The 14,928-nt window shown below is 68.9% G+C and carries 15 protein-coding genes and 2 pseudogenes; 11 read left to right on the top strand and 6 right to left on the bottom strand.

What is annotated here, in order from left to right:
• Window positions 1–506: 506 nt before the first annotated feature.
• Window positions 507–1,115 carry a TetR/AcrR family transcriptional regulator gene (locus tag RM704_RS06770; protein ID WP_033532112.1) on the bottom strand — a complete coding sequence of 203 codons (609 nt, stop codon included), beginning with the start codon at window positions 1,113–1,115 and terminating at the stop codon, window positions 507–509.
• An 88-nt stretch (window positions 1,116–1,203) separates the two neighbouring features.
• On the opposite strand from RM704_RS06770, the gene RM704_RS06765 reads away from it, so the two are divergent.
• On the top strand, window positions 1,204–1,923 hold the full coding sequence (locus RM704_RS06765) for an SDR family NAD(P)-dependent oxidoreductase (RefSeq protein ID WP_157856816.1): 720 nt from the start codon (window positions 1,204–1,206) through the stop codon (window positions 1,921–1,923).
• A gap of 495 nt (window positions 1,924–2,418) precedes the next feature.
• Window positions 2,419–3,180, top strand: a complete 762-nt coding sequence (locus tag RM704_RS06760) for a ZIP family metal transporter (protein ID WP_033532113.1) — start codon at window positions 2,419–2,421, stop codon at window positions 3,178–3,180.
• 272 nt (window positions 3,181–3,452) lie between these two features.
• Here RM704_RS06760 and RM704_RS06755 read toward each other — a convergent pair whose 3' ends face one another.
• The gene (locus RM704_RS06755) at window positions 3,453–3,656 is read right to left on the bottom strand and encodes a cold-shock protein (RefSeq protein WP_033532114.1); all 204 of its coding nucleotides are present in this window, start codon (window positions 3,654–3,656) and stop codon (window positions 3,453–3,455) included.
• Window positions 3,657–4,401: 745 nt separating this feature from the next.
• Here RM704_RS06755 and RM704_RS06750 point away from each other — a divergent pair.
• Window positions 4,402–4,527, top strand: coding sequence for a hypothetical protein (locus tag RM704_RS06750; protein ID WP_311590099.1), 126 nt, complete (start codon window positions 4,402–4,404; stop codon window positions 4,525–4,527).
• Window positions 4,528–4,572: 45 nt separating this feature from the next.
• Here the strand turns inward: RM704_RS06750 and RM704_RS06745 are convergent, their stop codons facing one another.
• Entirely contained in the window at window positions 4,573–4,935 is a 363-nt protein-coding gene (locus RM704_RS06745) for an STAS domain-containing protein (protein WP_033532115.1), read from the bottom strand.
• 212 nt (window positions 4,936–5,147) lie between these two features.
• On the opposite strand from RM704_RS06745, the gene RM704_RS06740 reads away from it, so the two are divergent.
• Window positions 5,148–5,594: an ATP-binding protein gene (locus RM704_RS06740; RefSeq protein ID WP_033532116.1), complete on the top strand. Its 447-nt coding sequence runs from the start codon at window positions 5,148–5,150 to the stop codon at window positions 5,592–5,594.
• Window positions 5,595–5,728: 134 nt separating this feature from the next.
• On the opposite strand, the gene RM704_RS06735 is transcribed toward RM704_RS06740, so the two are convergent.
• Both RM704_RS06735 and RM704_RS06730 read right to left on the bottom strand, forming a co-directional pair.
• Window positions 5,729–6,070, bottom strand: a complete 342-nt coding sequence (locus RM704_RS06735) for a hypothetical protein (RefSeq protein ID WP_033532117.1) — start codon at window positions 6,068–6,070, stop codon at window positions 5,729–5,731.
• Window positions 6,071–6,274: 204 nt separating this feature from the next.
• Window positions 6,275–6,553 carry a GlsB/YeaQ/YmgE family stress response membrane protein gene (locus tag RM704_RS06730; protein ID WP_033532118.1) on the bottom strand — a complete coding sequence of 93 codons (279 nt, stop codon included), beginning with the start codon at window positions 6,551–6,553 and terminating at the stop codon, window positions 6,275–6,277.
• Between the two features lie 413 nt (window positions 6,554–6,966).
• Between RM704_RS06730 and RM704_RS06725 the strand changes: the two genes are divergently transcribed.
• The 7 genes and pseudogenes from RM704_RS06725 to RM704_RS06695 form a co-directional block, all read left to right on the top strand.
• Window positions 6,967–7,500: a 2,4'-dihydroxyacetophenone dioxygenase family protein gene (locus tag RM704_RS06725; protein WP_033532119.1), complete on the top strand. Its 534-nt coding sequence runs from the start codon at window positions 6,967–6,969 to the stop codon at window positions 7,498–7,500.
• A 52-nt stretch (window positions 7,501–7,552) separates the two neighbouring features.
• Window positions 7,553–8,590 carry a 2,3-butanediol dehydrogenase gene (locus tag RM704_RS06720; RefSeq protein WP_033532120.1) on the top strand — a complete coding sequence of 346 codons (1,038 nt, stop codon included), beginning with the start codon at window positions 7,553–7,555 and terminating at the stop codon, window positions 8,588–8,590.
• Window positions 8,587–9,306, top strand: a complete 720-nt coding sequence (locus RM704_RS06715) for an SDR family NAD(P)-dependent oxidoreductase (RefSeq protein ID WP_033532121.1) — start codon at window positions 8,587–8,589, stop codon at window positions 9,304–9,306. Before RM704_RS06720 ends, RM704_RS06715 begins: the two co-directional genes overlap by 4 nt.
• Window positions 9,307–9,356: 50 nt before the next feature.
• The gene (locus RM704_RS06710; protein ID WP_033532122.1) at window positions 9,357–10,322 is read left to right on the top strand and encodes a helix-turn-helix domain-containing protein; all 966 of its coding nucleotides are present in this window, start codon (window positions 9,357–9,359) and stop codon (window positions 10,320–10,322) included.
• A 351-nt stretch (window positions 10,323–10,673) separates the two neighbouring features.
• Window positions 10,674–11,006, top strand: a pseudogene (locus RM704_RS06705) (potassium transporter TrkA); the annotation flags it as partial.
• Window positions 11,007–11,372: 366 nt separating this feature from the next.
• Window positions 11,373–12,197 carry an SDR family oxidoreductase gene (locus RM704_RS06700; protein WP_033532124.1) on the top strand — a complete coding sequence of 275 codons (825 nt, stop codon included), beginning with the start codon at window positions 11,373–11,375 and terminating at the stop codon, window positions 12,195–12,197.
• Window positions 12,198–12,332: 135 nt separating this feature from the next.
• Window positions 12,333–12,515, top strand: a pseudogene (locus tag RM704_RS06695) (ArsR family transcriptional regulator); the annotation flags it as partial.
• A 956-nt stretch (window positions 12,516–13,471) separates the two neighbouring features.
• Here the strand turns inward: RM704_RS06695 and RM704_RS06690 are convergent.
• On the bottom strand, window positions 13,472–14,923 hold the full coding sequence (locus RM704_RS06690) for a family 43 glycosylhydrolase (protein ID WP_078937520.1): 1,452 nt from the start codon (window positions 14,921–14,923) through the stop codon (window positions 13,472–13,474).
• Window positions 14,924–14,928 lie beyond the last annotated feature (5 nt).

Below are 14,928 nucleotides of genomic sequence, written 5' to 3'. Positions count from 1 at the left end.
CGCGCCCTGCTGCGATATCCCGCCCGGCGGCGCTGAGGGATGTCCGGCGCAGGGGCTCCACCGCGGCTCAGGCCGAGCCATGCCTGCCGAGGGAAGTGCCATGCGCTGAGCGGGCGGTGCAGGAGGCCGAAGACCTCGTGCACGGCTACTGGCGCCGTCTCAGTCCCCTCTATCTGCCCAAACGCGATCACCATCAGCACTGAGCCGATCGGTCGGTGAGCGAATCCGTTCGGGATGCCATTGCAGCCGGGCGACGTCAGCACGGCTCTGGGCCTGTGGAAGGCCTATGTCCACCAGCCCGAGCGTGCTCTGTGGCACGACTACGAGTGGGGCGACGTGCACTGGTACTGCTGCGGCGATCCTCTCGAAGCCCGGGCTCTCCTCGACATCGTGATGCAGGCTGTATCGCCACGAAGCGCCCGCGAACTTCGAACGATCGTCAGCCGGTCAGACGCCGTCTGGAACCTTCCGTCCCCGCCCTATGGCGGGTGACTGTGAATAGCCGACTACGGCTTTGGCCAGCTGCCCAATGCGAGGTTCGCGACTTGCAGCAGCTCAGGGCGGGAACTACCACTCTGGGCCTGGACGGCAATCCCATTGGCGACTGTCCTCAGGTAGACCGCGAGAAGATGAGGATCTGTGGACGGCGGAAGGTCACCGGCGTCCACCGCCTGTTGAAACCGGCGCGTCAAGTGGGCTATCCCGTCCTCGCGCCATGCGATGAGTGCGTCTCGGACCGGGCGGCTGTCATCTCCGGTGGCCAACGCGCCATGCACGCCGAGACAGCCCGTGGGGAGTCCCGGCATGGTTGCCGCCTCGACCGTCCCGTGGAGCACGGCAGTAGCCACTGCCGCACTGGTGGGCTCGGCCAGAGCTCGGGCGAAGTAGGCGGTCAAGCCCTCGGTGTAGCGCTCCAGCGCCTTGTAGAAGAGGTCTTCTTTGTTGCCGAACGCCCGGTACAGGCTGGGACGGCTGATACCCATCGCTTCGGTGAGGTCGTCGAGGCTGGCGCCCTCGAAACCCTTCGACCAGAACACCAGGACTGCACGATCGAGTGCCTCGTCGATGTCGAACGCGCGAGGCCTGCCAGGAGGGGCCGGTGGTGTCGAGCTCATTTCCTCATCCTACTCCTTCGGTACCGATCGGTACGGATGTGCTAACGTGTTTCGTACCAATCGGTACGGTACACGGAGAGGTGTCATCATGTCACAGACCGTACTCATCACTGGCGGAACCTCAGGCATCGGCTTGAGCCTCGCGCAATCCTTCGTCGAACTCGGGGCGTCTGTCGTCGTCTGCGGGCGTTCGCAGGCTGCGCTCGACCGATTCACGCAGGCACACCCGCAGGCGCTGGCCGTGCGGGCCGATGTGACGGACGCAGCTGATCGGGCAGCGTTGTTGCAAGCAGTCGCTGATCGCTATGGGCGTTTGGACGTGCTGGTCAACAACGCCGGTACGTTCGAGGAACGAGACTATGCCGCCGGAAAGAACCCCAATGCGACTCTCGATGACGAGGTGGCGTTGAACCTGACCGCCCCCATCCACTTGACGGGTGAAGTGCTCGAGCGGTGGCCATCGCCCGACGCGATCGTATTCATCACCTCGGGGTTCGCTCTGGTCTCGCCCACTCGCGCGCCCACCCACGGCGCGGTGAAGGCCGGCCTGCACGGCTTCGCGGACGGCCTGCGCCGTCAACTCGCCCCGAACGGCAGCCATGTCCTCGAGGTCCTTCCACCGTCCACGGACACGCCCATGAACGCCGAAGCCACGGGGAAGAAACTGACTCCCGCCCAGGTGGCGGCGGTCACGATGAAAGCTCTCCGGCGGGGGCGGAACATGGCATTCCCCGGTCAGACGAAAGCCATGCCCGCCATGCTGCGCGTCGCGCCGGGCACACTACGACGCGTCGTCGCCGGGCTCTGAACCCCGTCGACGTCGTACTCCTCAAGAGCCGTCCCGGTTATGACCTGGAGCAGCTCCGCCCGGGTGGCGTGAAAGTGAGTGACCAGGGTGATCGAACCGCCCAGTTCCTTCGCGAGTCATTTAAGGGTGAGCGCCCGAGGCCACGTGGGGCGAGGATGCGCACAGCGGCCGCGGTGATGTCTCGCTTGCGCTGCTCGTGTCCAGATAGCGGGCCCGGAGGCCTCACCTCTGTCGGCCGACACTCGTTGTGCAACGCGTGATACACAACGATGATTGTTTGTGATGCGATCAACGTGTATTGCTCACCCAGCAACGGCTCCGCGAACTGGCTCCCGAGAGATTCCGACGTCTTAATGAGATGTGGGACCGGATCGAGCCGCTGATGCCGACCGATCCGGCCCGCGGACGGCGGTGGGCCGACCACCGCCGAACTCTGTCCGCACGGCCGCGCCAGTTGTCCGTTGATCCACATCAAGAGCGGGTAGACGAGGCGGCATGGCTGAAGTGGTAGAGGCTGGGCTGTGGGGGTTGGTGGCGGGTTCGGCGCTGCTGCTCGGTGCTGCGCTGGGGTACGGGCTGCGCGTGCCGCAGAAGGTGATCGCGACCGTGATGGCCTTCGGGGCCGGGGTGCTGATCTCAGCGGTCTCCTTCGAGCTGGTAGGGGAGGCGTACGACCAAGCAGGGCTCGCTCCCGCAGCCTTCGGCACCCTCATCGGCGCCCTGGCCTACACCGTGGGCAACGTATGGCTTGCCCGCCGGGGCGCTCGGCACCGTAAGCGCTCCGGTCACGAGCAGGTGCAGGCGCAGCCGTCGGAGGCTCAGCAGGGCGGTTCCGGGACGGCGCTCGCGCTCGGCGCGTTGCTCGACGGGGTGCCGGAGTCCGCCGTGATCGGCGTCAGCCTGCTCGACGGGGGAGCGGTCAGTCTGGTGACGGTGGCGGCGGTGTTCATCAGCAACGTTCCCGAGGGGCTGTCCAGTTCGGCGGGAATGAAGAGAGCCGGCCGCACCAAAGGGTACGTCTTCGGTGTCTGGGCGGCGATCGCCGCCGCGAGTACCGTGTCGGCCGTCCTTGGCTACACGGTGGTCGGTTCCTTCTCCCCGGCCGTGATCGCCGCGGTGACCGCGGTGGCGGCGGGGGCGATCCTCGCCATGATCGCCGACACGATGATCCCCGAGGCGTTCGAGGAAGCTCACCTGGCCATCGGACTGACAACCGTGTGCGGTTTCCTGGTCTCCTTCGCCCTCTCCCACACCTGACCGCTGGGGTCGGAAGCGGGTGGGCCGTGCCGTGGCGCTGGGTGTGGCAGGTGGCGCACGAGTCCTGTCCGAGGCTCTGGCCGCCAGGCGTCCGCGGGACCCGGACCATCTGCCATGCCGTCACCGGGCCCCACACGGGCGAGGGACGTTCCTGAAATGGCCTCTGGCACTCAGGTCACGCGCACCGAGGTTGTCAAAGATGGGTCCCTCTGCCCACATGAGAGAGACGGCTGCCGGGCCAGGCAGCCGTCTCTCTCCACATCTGTGCGCGGTCAGCCGCGGATGATGTTCTGGGCTTGCGGGCCCTTCTGCCCCTGGCCGATGTCAAAGGTGACGTGCTCGCCCTCGGTGAGCTCGCGGTATCCGCTGCCCTTGATCTCGGAGTAGTGGGCGAAGACGTCCGGGCCTCCGCCGTCCTGCTCGATGAAGCCGAAGCCCTTTTCGGCGTTGAACCATTTCACGGTGCCGCTGGCCATACTGGTCGATCCTTCGTTCATGCCTAGGAGCAGCCCTGCATCCGGGCGTGCTCCGGCCCTCTGCATTCAGGAGCCAACAGCCGTTCTACCCCGGAATACGGCGCTCACCCTGCTGGCGACACAGCCCTTCACACATCGCCGGCTCGCCGGGCAGACGACACCGGAGTCCCCCCTTCCGTTCAATGCGCGGCCACCGCCCGAGCGATCACGAGGCTGGCTGGCTGGTGCTGCTGCCGGGTCGGGGGGCGCCTCGCGCGCTGGCGATCAGTGGCGGGGGTGGCTCTGTGGCCCTCTTCGTGATGGTGGGGGGAGGGTGTGAAGGCGGTTCCAGCGCTGACTCGCACCTCACTGGCGGGCAGGCAAGGGATCGGGGCCCTCTGCCCTCTTGCGCGCGACGGCGGGGCCCCGCGCGCCGTCCCGTGGCAGGTGCCACTCGATCGGCGCAGCATGACTGTCGGCGGGCGGGGCACTGGCACAGCTCCGGAGCGTTTTCTTCCTGCTGCGCCACCGGACCGTGCGGGGCGGGTGCCGCAGTGATCCCCGAGTCACTGCGGCACCCGCCTCGGCTGGCCCGTTCCTCGCCTGCCCGCCGGTGAGGTGTGAGCGCGGACGCGGAGGGCCACCCGGCAGGACAAGGGTGGGGGTACACAGCCCTTGAAGCTTCTCGCTGTCCGGCCGCCGGATTCGCCGTGCTACGGGAGGTCTCGCAGCACACCGACACCAAACTGCACCCGCTGACCGGGGCGTGGCTGAGACGGTGATCGCCTGGGCGCTGGGGCAGCCGTTGCCGGAGCCGGTGGGTCAGGCGCTGGGCGCGGCCGTGCGACGGCGCTCAGGCCAGCAGGGTGCCCCGGACGCGGAGGCCCGGTAGGACGCGGCAGGCCCGTCAGGACGTCATGGCCGGGCGCGGCGTGGGTCAGGGGGCCAGTGCCTGTTCGACGGTGGGATGGCAGCCGATGACCTGGTCCAGGCCGACGAGTTCGAGGACCCGCAGCACCGATGCCTGGGCGCCGGCGATACGCAGCCATCCCTGGGCGTCACTCATGGACTGGTGGGCGATGATGAGGACGTTGATGCCGCTGGAGTCCATGAAGGTCACGCCGCTGAGGTCCACCACGGTCCGCGGCGGCGTCACGCCGTGATAGGCCAGCAGGGCCCCGGTGAGCTCGTCCTTGACGGTGTGGTCGATCTCACCGCGCAGGGTGAGTACCCGGATGTCGTCGACGGTGGTGTGGTCGATCGACAGGCCTGGCCGGGCCGCTCCGTGAGTGTCTGTCACCGATTCCTCGACTGCGCTCGCTGATGTGGGCCAGGGCCCCCGACACGATGTGCGTTGGCAGCCTGCCCAGATACTACGGTGAACACCCACTCGGACCTTTGCGTAACCGAGCTCGAGGGCGTGCGAGGCAAGGTCCGGGGTAAGCGCGGGTGGGCGAACGGGGGAAAAGGGTGAATCCGGTGGAATCAGGTCCAGATGGTGAAGGCAGCGTCATGCCTGGCGACTCGCCGATACAGGACACCATCGCCCTGGACGGCGACGGAACCTGCATCGCCGAGGCACGCCACCGGGCGGTGGACTTCCTCACCCGCGTCCAGGCCGAACACGGCCTGCCGGTGTCCGCACGCGCGATGGACCTGACCCAGCTGGTGGTCAGCGAGCTGGTCACCAACGCCCGCAAGTACGCCCCCGGGCCCGTGCTGATGGAACTGCGCATCACCGACGCGATGGTGGAAGTGGTCGTGTGGGACAGCGATCCCGTCCTGCCGGTGGCCCGGGCCGCCGACGCGGGCAGGGTCGGGCAGCACGGCCTGGAGATCGTCATGGCTGTCGCGCAGGGCTTCGAGGTCCAGCGGGAACCGGTCGGCAAACGCATCACCGCCCGCATCGCCCTGCCCGACGACCCGGGCGGGGACGTCACCGGACGCCGCCCTCAGTAGGCGGCAGGGGGGTGACGCCGGCGGGGGAGAGGCCGGGTCTGCGCGGTGCCTGTGTGCGGGCCGGCGCCACCGGCCGCAGGCCCCGAGGGCGACCTGACGTCTGCTTCCCTCCGCCGCGTCGGACCGGTCGATCCCTAGCTGCCCTTGCTGCTCCGTCGGAAGACGGCTTCGGTGCGCACCATCAGGCCACCGGCATCGGACATTTCAGTGACGGTGTGTCCGAGCTGAACCAGCAGCCCTGCTACTGCGGCCTGCACGATCACCCTCATGCTGTCGTGGCTTGTTGCACGGCCTGCCTGGTCACGGCTGAGCGCGGTGAACCCGTCCGAAGCCGTCCAGCTGACCAAAGCGCCTGCGGACACCTCGGTCACCCGCAGTCCCGGAATCCCCCTGTCCGCGTCGCCCAGCACATGAAAGCCGGCCTGGATCAGGCAAGAGCTCACCCGGGAGACGAGTTCAGCCGGGATGTACGACACGCAGGCCGCCTGCCCAGGAAAGGCACGATCATGCCACCGAGCAGCGCAGGCGCCTTTCGGACGGCGGCAGGACGCGGGGCAACCGGGCGACGGGAACCGGCGGGTTGGCCACGGGGGCCCGGCCGTACACGCTGACGGCTCCCGTCCTGCGCACAGGGAAGGGAGCCGCCCAGGTGTGTCCGGAGGCGTTATGCCTTCAGCGGATCATGCGTGACGGTGCGAATGCCGGTTGCCCGTGACGAGGCGGTAGAGGGCGAGCAGGATGACGGAGCCGGCGATCGCGGCGATCCAGGTGGAGAGGTCGAAGAACCCGTCGATGGAGTCGACGCCGAAGATGACCTTGCCGAGCCAGCCGCCGAGCAGACCGCCGACGATGCCGATGAGCATGGTGATGATGATGCCGCCGGGGTCCTTGCCCGGCATCAGGGCCTTGGCGATGGCGCCGGCGAGCAGGCCGATGATGATCCACGCGATGATGCCCATGGTGTTTCTCCGCTTCGTCGTGTAAAGGCTGTGTCAGCTCACCGTCTGCACCAATTGCGCCCGAACAAACGTCTTCTCCGTCCGGATGTGCCGGCTCCTGATCCGAGACGAGCGTGCCCGAGAGGGGAAAGCCACCCCGGTTGCCCGCGTGGCTGTGGACACTGAGGACCGGCCGACGAGCTGATGGGCGGGGGGTGGCCCAGTTTTTCCGCAAGGTCGAGGCCGATGCCGGCCTGCCCGACACCGCGCTCCGTTCCGGGCGTTCCGGGCGTTCCGGGCAGGGTGCCGGTCGGGTCATGCGAGGGCGTCGGCGCATGTCCGGAATCCGCAAGCGGTCAGGTCTGCCGGGTGAAAGACGGTCTCGTTCCAGCCGGGGTTCACTCCGGGAAACCTGCGACGAGAGAGGCCCCCACATGCCCGACGCGCCTGCCGAAGAGTTCTGGAAGGACCTCAAGCCGATCGAGAACTCCTTCCGCCCCGACGCCCTCCCCGAGGTCTACCTGTCCAAGGTGGCCACGGACGACGACCGCTATTACGTGCCGTTCACCGAGACCGTCGGCTCGCGCCCACTGTGGATCAACGTCAAGGACAACAGCTGGGCCGACATTCTGCGGGCCAAGGAGGCGGGGCTGGTCAACCGGCACTACCACCCGCACGAGGTGTTCGCGTACACGATCTCCGGCAAGTGGGGCTACCTGGAGCGGCCCTGGACGGCGACCGCCGGCGACTTCGTCTACGAGGCCCCGGGCGAGGGCCACACCCTGGTCGCCTACGAAAGCGACGAACCGATGAAGGCGTTCTTCATCGTCAAGGGCCCGCTCATCTGGCTGGACGAGAACGGCGAGCCCGACGGCTTCTTCGACGTGCACGACTACATCAAGATGTGCCGCGAGCACTACGAGCAGGTCGGACTCGGCGCCGACTACGTCAACTCCCTGTTCCGCTGAGCGCCATGACGGAAACCGTCGTCGCGCCGCACACCGGTCACGAGGGGGCCCTGTGAGGGCGGCCGTCTGGTACGGGGCCAAAGATGTCCGCGTCGAGAACATGCCGGTGATCCCGCCTGGGCCCGGCGAGGTGACGATCGAGGTCGCCTACTGCGGGATCTGCGGCAGCGACCTGCACGAGTACGCCGACGGGCCGCATGCCATCCCCGTGGGCGACCCGCATCCGGAGTCCGGCGTGGCCGCTCCGCTCATCCTGGGGCACGAGTTCTGCGGCACCGTCACCGAGGTGGGCGGCGGTGTCACCGGCGTCGTCCCGGGGGACCGGGTGGCGGTGGAGCCGCACTACCGCTGCGGTAGCTGCCCGCGGTGCCTCGCCGGCGAGTACAACATCTGCCGGCGTTTCGGGTTCGCCGGGCTCATGGGGCACGGCGGACTGGCCGAGCGCGCCACCGTACCCGCGTACATGCTGCACAGGCTGCCCGAGTCGGTCTCCTTGGAGCAGGCGGCGGTGTTCGAGCCTGCCGCGGTCGCGCTGCACGCGGTGCGGCGGGCCGAGATCCGCCCCGGCGAGACCGTCGCCGTCCTCGGCCTGGGGCCGATCGGACTGCTGGTGACCCAGCTGGCGGCCCGCTGTGGCGCTGGGCGCGTCGTCGCCGCCGACCGGTCCCCGGCCCGCCGCGAGCTCGCGCTGCGCCTGGGGGCCGCCGAGACCGGCGCGGACCTCACCGAGGTGGTCGGGGGAGAGGGAGCGGACATCGTGTTCGAGGCGGTCGGTTCGGAGGGCACTTTGCGCGCCGGTCTGGCCGCCACCCGGCGAGGCGGTCGGGTGATGTTCCTCGGCCTGACCGGCACGGTCTCCCTGGACGCCTTCGCGCTGGTGAACAACGAGCAGACGATCATGACAAGTGTGGGATATCGCGACGTCTATCCGGAGCTGATCCGTCTGGTGGCCGAGGAGGGCGTGGACCTGGCGGGGATCGTCACGTCCACCATCGCTCTGGAGCACGTCGTGCGGGACGGGTTCGAGGCGCTGTTGCGCGGAGAGGGGCAGATCAAAGTGCTGGTACGACCAGGAGGGCGGCGTCCGTGAGTGGCGAATTCGCGGGGCGGCGGGCGTTCGTGACCGGGGGCACCTCGGGGATCGGCGCGGCCACGGCCATACTTCTCGCCGAGCTGGGGGCCGAGGTGACCGCGCTCGGCCTGCCACCCGCCGACCCGGCCGACCGGCCCGACCATCCCCGCGTCCAGGTCGTGGAACACGACGTGCTGGACTACGCCGGGCTGGCCGGTCTGCTCTCCGGGGTCCATCCGCTGGGCATCTTGGTGAACTGCGCGGGGATCAGCCACGACCGCGGGGAGTACGACCTCGTCCGCTGGCAGCGGGTCATCGAGATCAACCTCACCGCCACCATGGTGGCCTGCCAGAGCGCCCGCCCGGCCCTGGCTGAAAACGGCGGCGCCATCGTGAACGTCTCGTCCATGTTCTCCTTCTTCGGCAGCAAGGACCGGCCTGCCTACAGCGCGAGCAAGGGCGGCGTGTCCCAGCTCACGAAGTCGCTGGCCGCCGAGTACGCCGCCGACGGAGTCAGGGTCAACGCCGTCGCGCCCGGCTTCGTGATCACTCCGCTGGCACGGGGGGTGCTCGACGACCCCGAGGCCACGGCCCAGGTGCTGGCCCGCGTCCCGGCCGGGCGCCTCGGGCAGCCGCACGAGGTCGCCGCGGTGGTGGCGTTCCTGTGCTCGGCGGCGGCTTCGTACGTCACCGGCGCGGTCGTGCCCGTGGACGGGGGCTATCTGGCCGTGTGAAGGTCGCCTACGCTCAGCTCCTGACGACGCATGCAGCAGGAGGAGGTCACATGTCCGCCCTCGCCGTGATCTCCCGGGCCACCACCGAGCACATGGAACCCGCCGAGCGCATCCACTACTGGGAGGACTACAACCGCAGGGCGCTGGTGGGCCTGTCCTGCACCTCCTACTCCGAGCAGGGCCTGCTGGCCAGCCAGACCAACATCGAGCTGGGCGGTCTGCGCATCGCCGAGATCACCGGCAACGCCCATGCCGTCCAGCGCAGTCCGCAGACGGTCAAGTCGGCGCCGAAGGACTCGGTGTTCGTGACCCTGCTGCTCAAGGGGGAGGCGGTGTTCCTGCACGAGAACGGCTGTGTCGCGACCACGGCGGGCGAGCTGTGCGTCTACGACACGCGCAAGCCATACCTGTTCGGGTTCTCCTCCTCGATGCGCCAGATCCTGGTCGACGTGCCGCGTGAAGTGTTCGCGCAGGCGTGCGTGGGCGGGTTGCCCGGCCCGATGTCGTTCGGGCGGGGCACGGTGCGGGAGGGCGCGCTCGTGGACGCTTTGAGCTCTCTGCTCGGCAGAGTCACCTCGTTGCGTGATGGCCCGGACGATCTCGCCGACGCCGAGGAGAGCGTGCTCGGCCTGCTCGGGCAGCTCGCCGAGGAGCGCACTGGAGGGGGCCCGGGGCCCGACGCCTACCGCTCGCACCTGATCGTGGCGCAGGACTACATCGACCGGCATCTGCACGACCCCGGCCTCGGAGCCACGCAGGTGGCCGGCGTCCTGGGAATCTCGGCACGGCACCTGGGGCGCATCTTCGAGTCGACCGGCAGGTCTCCGGCGCGGCACATCATGGAACGGCGCCTGGTCGAGGCGCACCGGGAACTCACCGGGCCCGGGGCACGCGAGGTCAGGATCGCCGACGTCGCGCACCGGTGGGGGTTCTCCAGCCAGGCCCACTTCGCCCGTCTCTTCCGCTCCAGATTCGGGCTCACCCCGAGCGAGGCCCGCGCGGAGACGAGGCAGTAGAGGACGCGCGGTGACGCGTCCGATCTGTGGCGTTGGGGCACTCCCAGATCTGCTTCAGGCCTGTCGGGGGGGGGGAGAGAGTGCCGTCGGCGGGGACGGACCAACCGTTGAGGGATCCCTTCCGCCTCTCCGTGGACGGTTACGTGGCGTATCTCCTCCTCTCCTCGCGGCGGATCGCCGAGCGGCGGGCGGACTTGTGGCCCTCGGTGCGAGCGACCTCACGTCGCGGACCGACCGACGGTGGCCGGGGGAGGGGGCCGGCCTCGCGGCACCAGCGGTGCATTGTGTCCGCGATCTTCAGCATGGGTCTCTGTCTCCGCGGTTCGCCGCACTGGTGCAGGCCGCCGCCACGACGACCTGGTGCACGCCACCCACCTCACTCTGCTCGACCTGTTCGCCATCGACGATCCGGCGCTGACCGCGCTGCCCGGCGCCTACCGCAACGCCTCTGCCCCGCGCCGTCCGCCGCGCGGCCTGTCCGGGCAGGTGGATCCTGCTCGGCCTCGGCAAGATCGGCACGCGCGCGCCGGCCAGGCTGGATGAGCTCGACATCCCTGTCGTCCGTGCGGAGTCGGATCCCGAGGGCTCAGGCGGCACCCCGCTGGCCCGTCGCCTGCTCATCCCCACCGTCATCGGGACGTCACCGAGGAGGGCGTCCTGGAGTCCGCGAAGATCCACCCCGCGATTGGTGAAGGCGTGGCTGAGGTGGACGTGGTGCTTCGGCCCGCCGACGGCTCGCGGCGGGAACGCTGGTGGAGGCCTGCACGCTCTGAACCTTTCCGGTGGAGCTACGTCGGCCCCGACGGCCGCGCCGAGTCGAAGAGCGCCCCGACCCTCGTGGGCCGCACTTCCGCGGTCGGCGACCAGGTGGCCGCGTGCCTCCTGTGGACGGCGCTGACTTGAGTGCACGGCCGCTGAGCGTGTACCTGCGGGCCGGTACTGCCGCCCACCCTCAAGCGAACTCGCAAACGGGATGCGCGTCCCGTATAGTCAATCGGGATAGCCATCCCGTTTATGGGTGGCCGTCCATCCCCACAGGAGGTTTACGTCATGAGCAAGGTCTGGTTCATCACCGGTTCGTCGCGCGGTTTCGGCCGTGAGTTCGCCCTCGCCGCCCTGGAGCGCGGCGACCAGGTCGCGGCAACCGCCCGCAACACCGAAACGCTGAAGGACCTGGTCGCCGCCCACGGCGAGGCAATCCTTCCGCTGACCCTGGACGTGACGGACAAGGCCGCCGCCACCGAGGCCGTCCAGCGGGCACACGCACACTTCGGCCGCCTGGACGTCGTCGTCAACAACGCCGGCTACGGCCTGTTCGGCACCGTCGAGGAACTGACCGAACAGCACGTCCGCGACCAGATGGAGACCAACTTCTTCGGCGCCCTGTGGGTGACCCAGGCCGCGCTGCCCCTGCTGCGCGAACAGGGCAGCGGCCACATCGTGCAGATCTCCACCATCGGCGGCGTGACCACCTACCCCAGCCTCGGTGGCTACCACGCCTCCAAGTGGGCCCTGGAAGGACTCACCGAGGCCCTCGCCAAGGAAGTCGCCGCATTCGGGATCAAGGTCACCCTGGTCGAGCCCGGCGGCTTCGCCACCGACTGGTCAGGCGCCTCCGCCAGCTTCGCCGAGCAGCTGCCCGTCTACGACGGGTTGCGCGCCGCCCTGGCCGAGGGCTGGCGCGACGTGAAGCTCGGCGACCCCACCGCGGCCGGACCGGCACTTCTGCAGATCGTCGACGCCGACACCCCGCCCCTGCGCGTCTTCTTCGGCACCCAGGGACTGGACATGATCCCCGACGTCTACGCCGAGCGCCTCAAGACCTGGCAGGACTGGGCCCACGTCTCCACCCTCTCCCAGGGCGACCCGGCCTGAACCGGGCGGCGGTACGCCTCCGGCCGCGGACGGCTGGGCGGTAGGGCACACCAGTCACAGCAGGGTCAGCGGCTCGCGTCGCCAGGCGCGAGCAGGCTGGTCAGCTGCGAGATCGCCTCGGGTGGCGGCTTGAACCTCACCCGCCACTTCCGCGTCCTGCGCGAGGCCGGCCTCATCCGTCAGCATGACGTCGGCACCCGCCGCATCAACACCCTGCGCAAGGAAGAGCTGGACCAGCGCTTCCAGGGACTGCTCGATCTCGTCCTCAAGGAGAGCGCAGGCCGCGTCACACCCCGCACGAACACCGACAGCGCCTGACGCCTCGGGACGCGCCGACGCGACACGATCAGGACAGTCCAACGCTCCGCGGAAGCTTCCCGGACCAGCGCCGATCGGCCTGCGGACGCAGAGTGGGCCCGCCGACGGCACTGCTGGGCGTCGTAGGGTCATCCGTTTCTCGCCTGTACCGGGCCCCCTGGCGCCGACAGGGCAGATCGCCTCCGAAGGGTGCCGTCCGGTGGGAACCCAGGGACGTTCCCGGAGGTCCTGCAGGCCGAGCGTGACGTGCGCGACAGGCATGGGTGCAACTGGTCGCGAGCGAGCTGCTCGCCAACGCGCACAAACTCGCCCAGGGTCGCTGCTGCTGGTCAAGCAGCCCTGGTGCGGTGCGACGGAGGCGTTCTGGGCAAGGGTGCCTCCGCCAGGTCGGCAAGGACGGTGTCGGCCTGGCCTGTTCGGCGGAGTCCATGCGGAGACTTCTGCGTATCTGTGCGGGATACATGTCCTGCTGGATTTGCTGGCCCACCATGCCAGCGCATTGCGTCGGTGACCCTGTCGCCCATGTGCATCGACGCGTAGTACCGCTGGTGAGCTTCCTTGACGTCTTCCGGGAAGGCGCCGACCAGGCCCAGGTCGGTGATCGAGTGGTCGGGATTCTCAACCGCCGTGTTTCCTCCGGAGGTTCGCCGCGGTCTCGGACTCGGGCAGTGCGGCCTCGCGCCGATCGTCACCGGCCTCAGGCAGCTCCAAGTGCTTGGCCCGGCTGGGGCGATCTTCCGGCGCTTCGGACGCCCGCACAACCAGACGCTCCTCGTCTCCTCCGGCGGGTCCGGCCGGAGGAGACGGCAGGGGCCGACCATGTGGCCCCGGATGTCCTGACCGCCGTACGCGCGGTACTGACGGCCCTCCCCAGGGCCGCGTCCTGGTCGACGAGCGCCCCATGGAGGCTGCCTTCGACACTGGTCCGCGGCCCCGGTGAGAGCCGTCCGCACGTGCTACTGGGCGTAGAACGTGGCGTCCGCCCGGTCCGTGGCCGTACTCGGCGTCTGCACGTACAGCAGGTAGTTGAAGTGGCGGACGTAGCGGCCGGGTGAGCCGTACGACTCGTACGAGACGCCGGCCGAGTCGGACAGACCCGCCCGCTTGTAGAAGGTGGCGTCGGACGCGAACTGCGCCGTTCCGTCGTTCTTCTCCAGCCGGACCTCGAAGCTCGCGTTGCTCCGCAGGTAGTAGCCGGGGAAGTTGGCCGACTCCAGCGACACGGTGCCGCTGCCGGTCAGGCCGGTGACCACGCGGAACTGCGAGTCCGCCAGCGGGCTGACGTTGGCGTCGATCCGGCCGCGGTAGTCGAAGTGCCGGATGAAGCGGTCCGCGAAGTTGTACGAGGAGAAGCGCTGCGGGGTGACCCCGTCGGCCACCGGGATGCCGAAGTCGGGGGTGCCGTCGGCCTTCCAGTACACCTTCTGCACGCGGGTACGGCGGTTGGGGTCGTTCAGCGGGTCGCCGGTGATGTCCTTGTAGCTGCGGTCGTGGTAGACGAGGATGTCGGACTTGCCGTCCTCGGAGGTGGTGAAGGAGTTGTGGCCCGGACCGTACTGGGAGGTCGCTTCGCTCGTCTTGAACACCGGCTGCGAACCCTTGGTCCAGGACGCCGGGCTGGTCAGGTCGGCCGTCGCGGAGGCGGTGAGCATGCCCAGGCAGTAGTTGGAGTCGGTCGCGCTGGCCGAGTAGGTCATGAAGACCTTGCCGCCGTGCTCGATCACCGCCGGGCCCTCGTTGACCTTGAAGCCGATCGTCTCCCAGGACAGCGTCGGCTGGGAGATCTCCGCCAGAGTGCCGGTGACTGTCCAGGGGTTGGCCATCTTGGCGATGAACAGGCTGGTGTTGTTGTTCTCTGCCGGGTTGCGCTGGGCCCAGGCGAGGTAGCGGACACCGCCCACGACGAAGGTGGTGGCGTCGAGGGAGAAGCTCTCCCACGTGGTCTTGATCTGGCCCTTCTCGGCCCACGCGGCGGTGAGCGGATTGGCTCCGGTGCCCTCCAGGACGTACATCCGGATCGCCCACTTGTCACTGGTGGAGCCGGCGGCGAAGTACACGTACCACTTGCCGTCGATGTAGTGGATCTCCGGTGCCCAGATGTTGGCGCCCATCACGCCGCTGGCGTGCTTGGTCCAGATCGTGGTCTCGGGAGCCGTCGACAGGCCCTGGATGGTGGTGGCGCGGCGCAGCACGATGCGGTCGTAGGCGGGCACGGTGGCGGTGAAGTAGTAGTAGCCGTCTGTGTGCTTGAAGATGTGCGGGTCGGCGCGCTGTTCGGCGATCGGGTTGGTGTAGGTCACGCCGGGGGAGGCGGGCACGGCCGCGTGGGCGACGGGGCCGGGCCCGGCGATACAGCCCACCAGGGCGAAGAGGACGGCTGTGAGCAGCCGTACGGCGTTGCGTCTCAAAGGGT

Origin of the sequence: Streptomyces gottesmaniae (assembly GCF_031845845.1) — a bacterium.
GTDB classification, from domain to species: Bacteria; Actinomycetota; Actinomycetes; order Streptomycetales; family Streptomycetaceae; genus Streptomyces; species Streptomyces akebiae.
The sequence above is the reverse complement of the archived record's forward strand: the minus strand, read 5'-3'. Positions and strand labels throughout refer to the sequence as shown.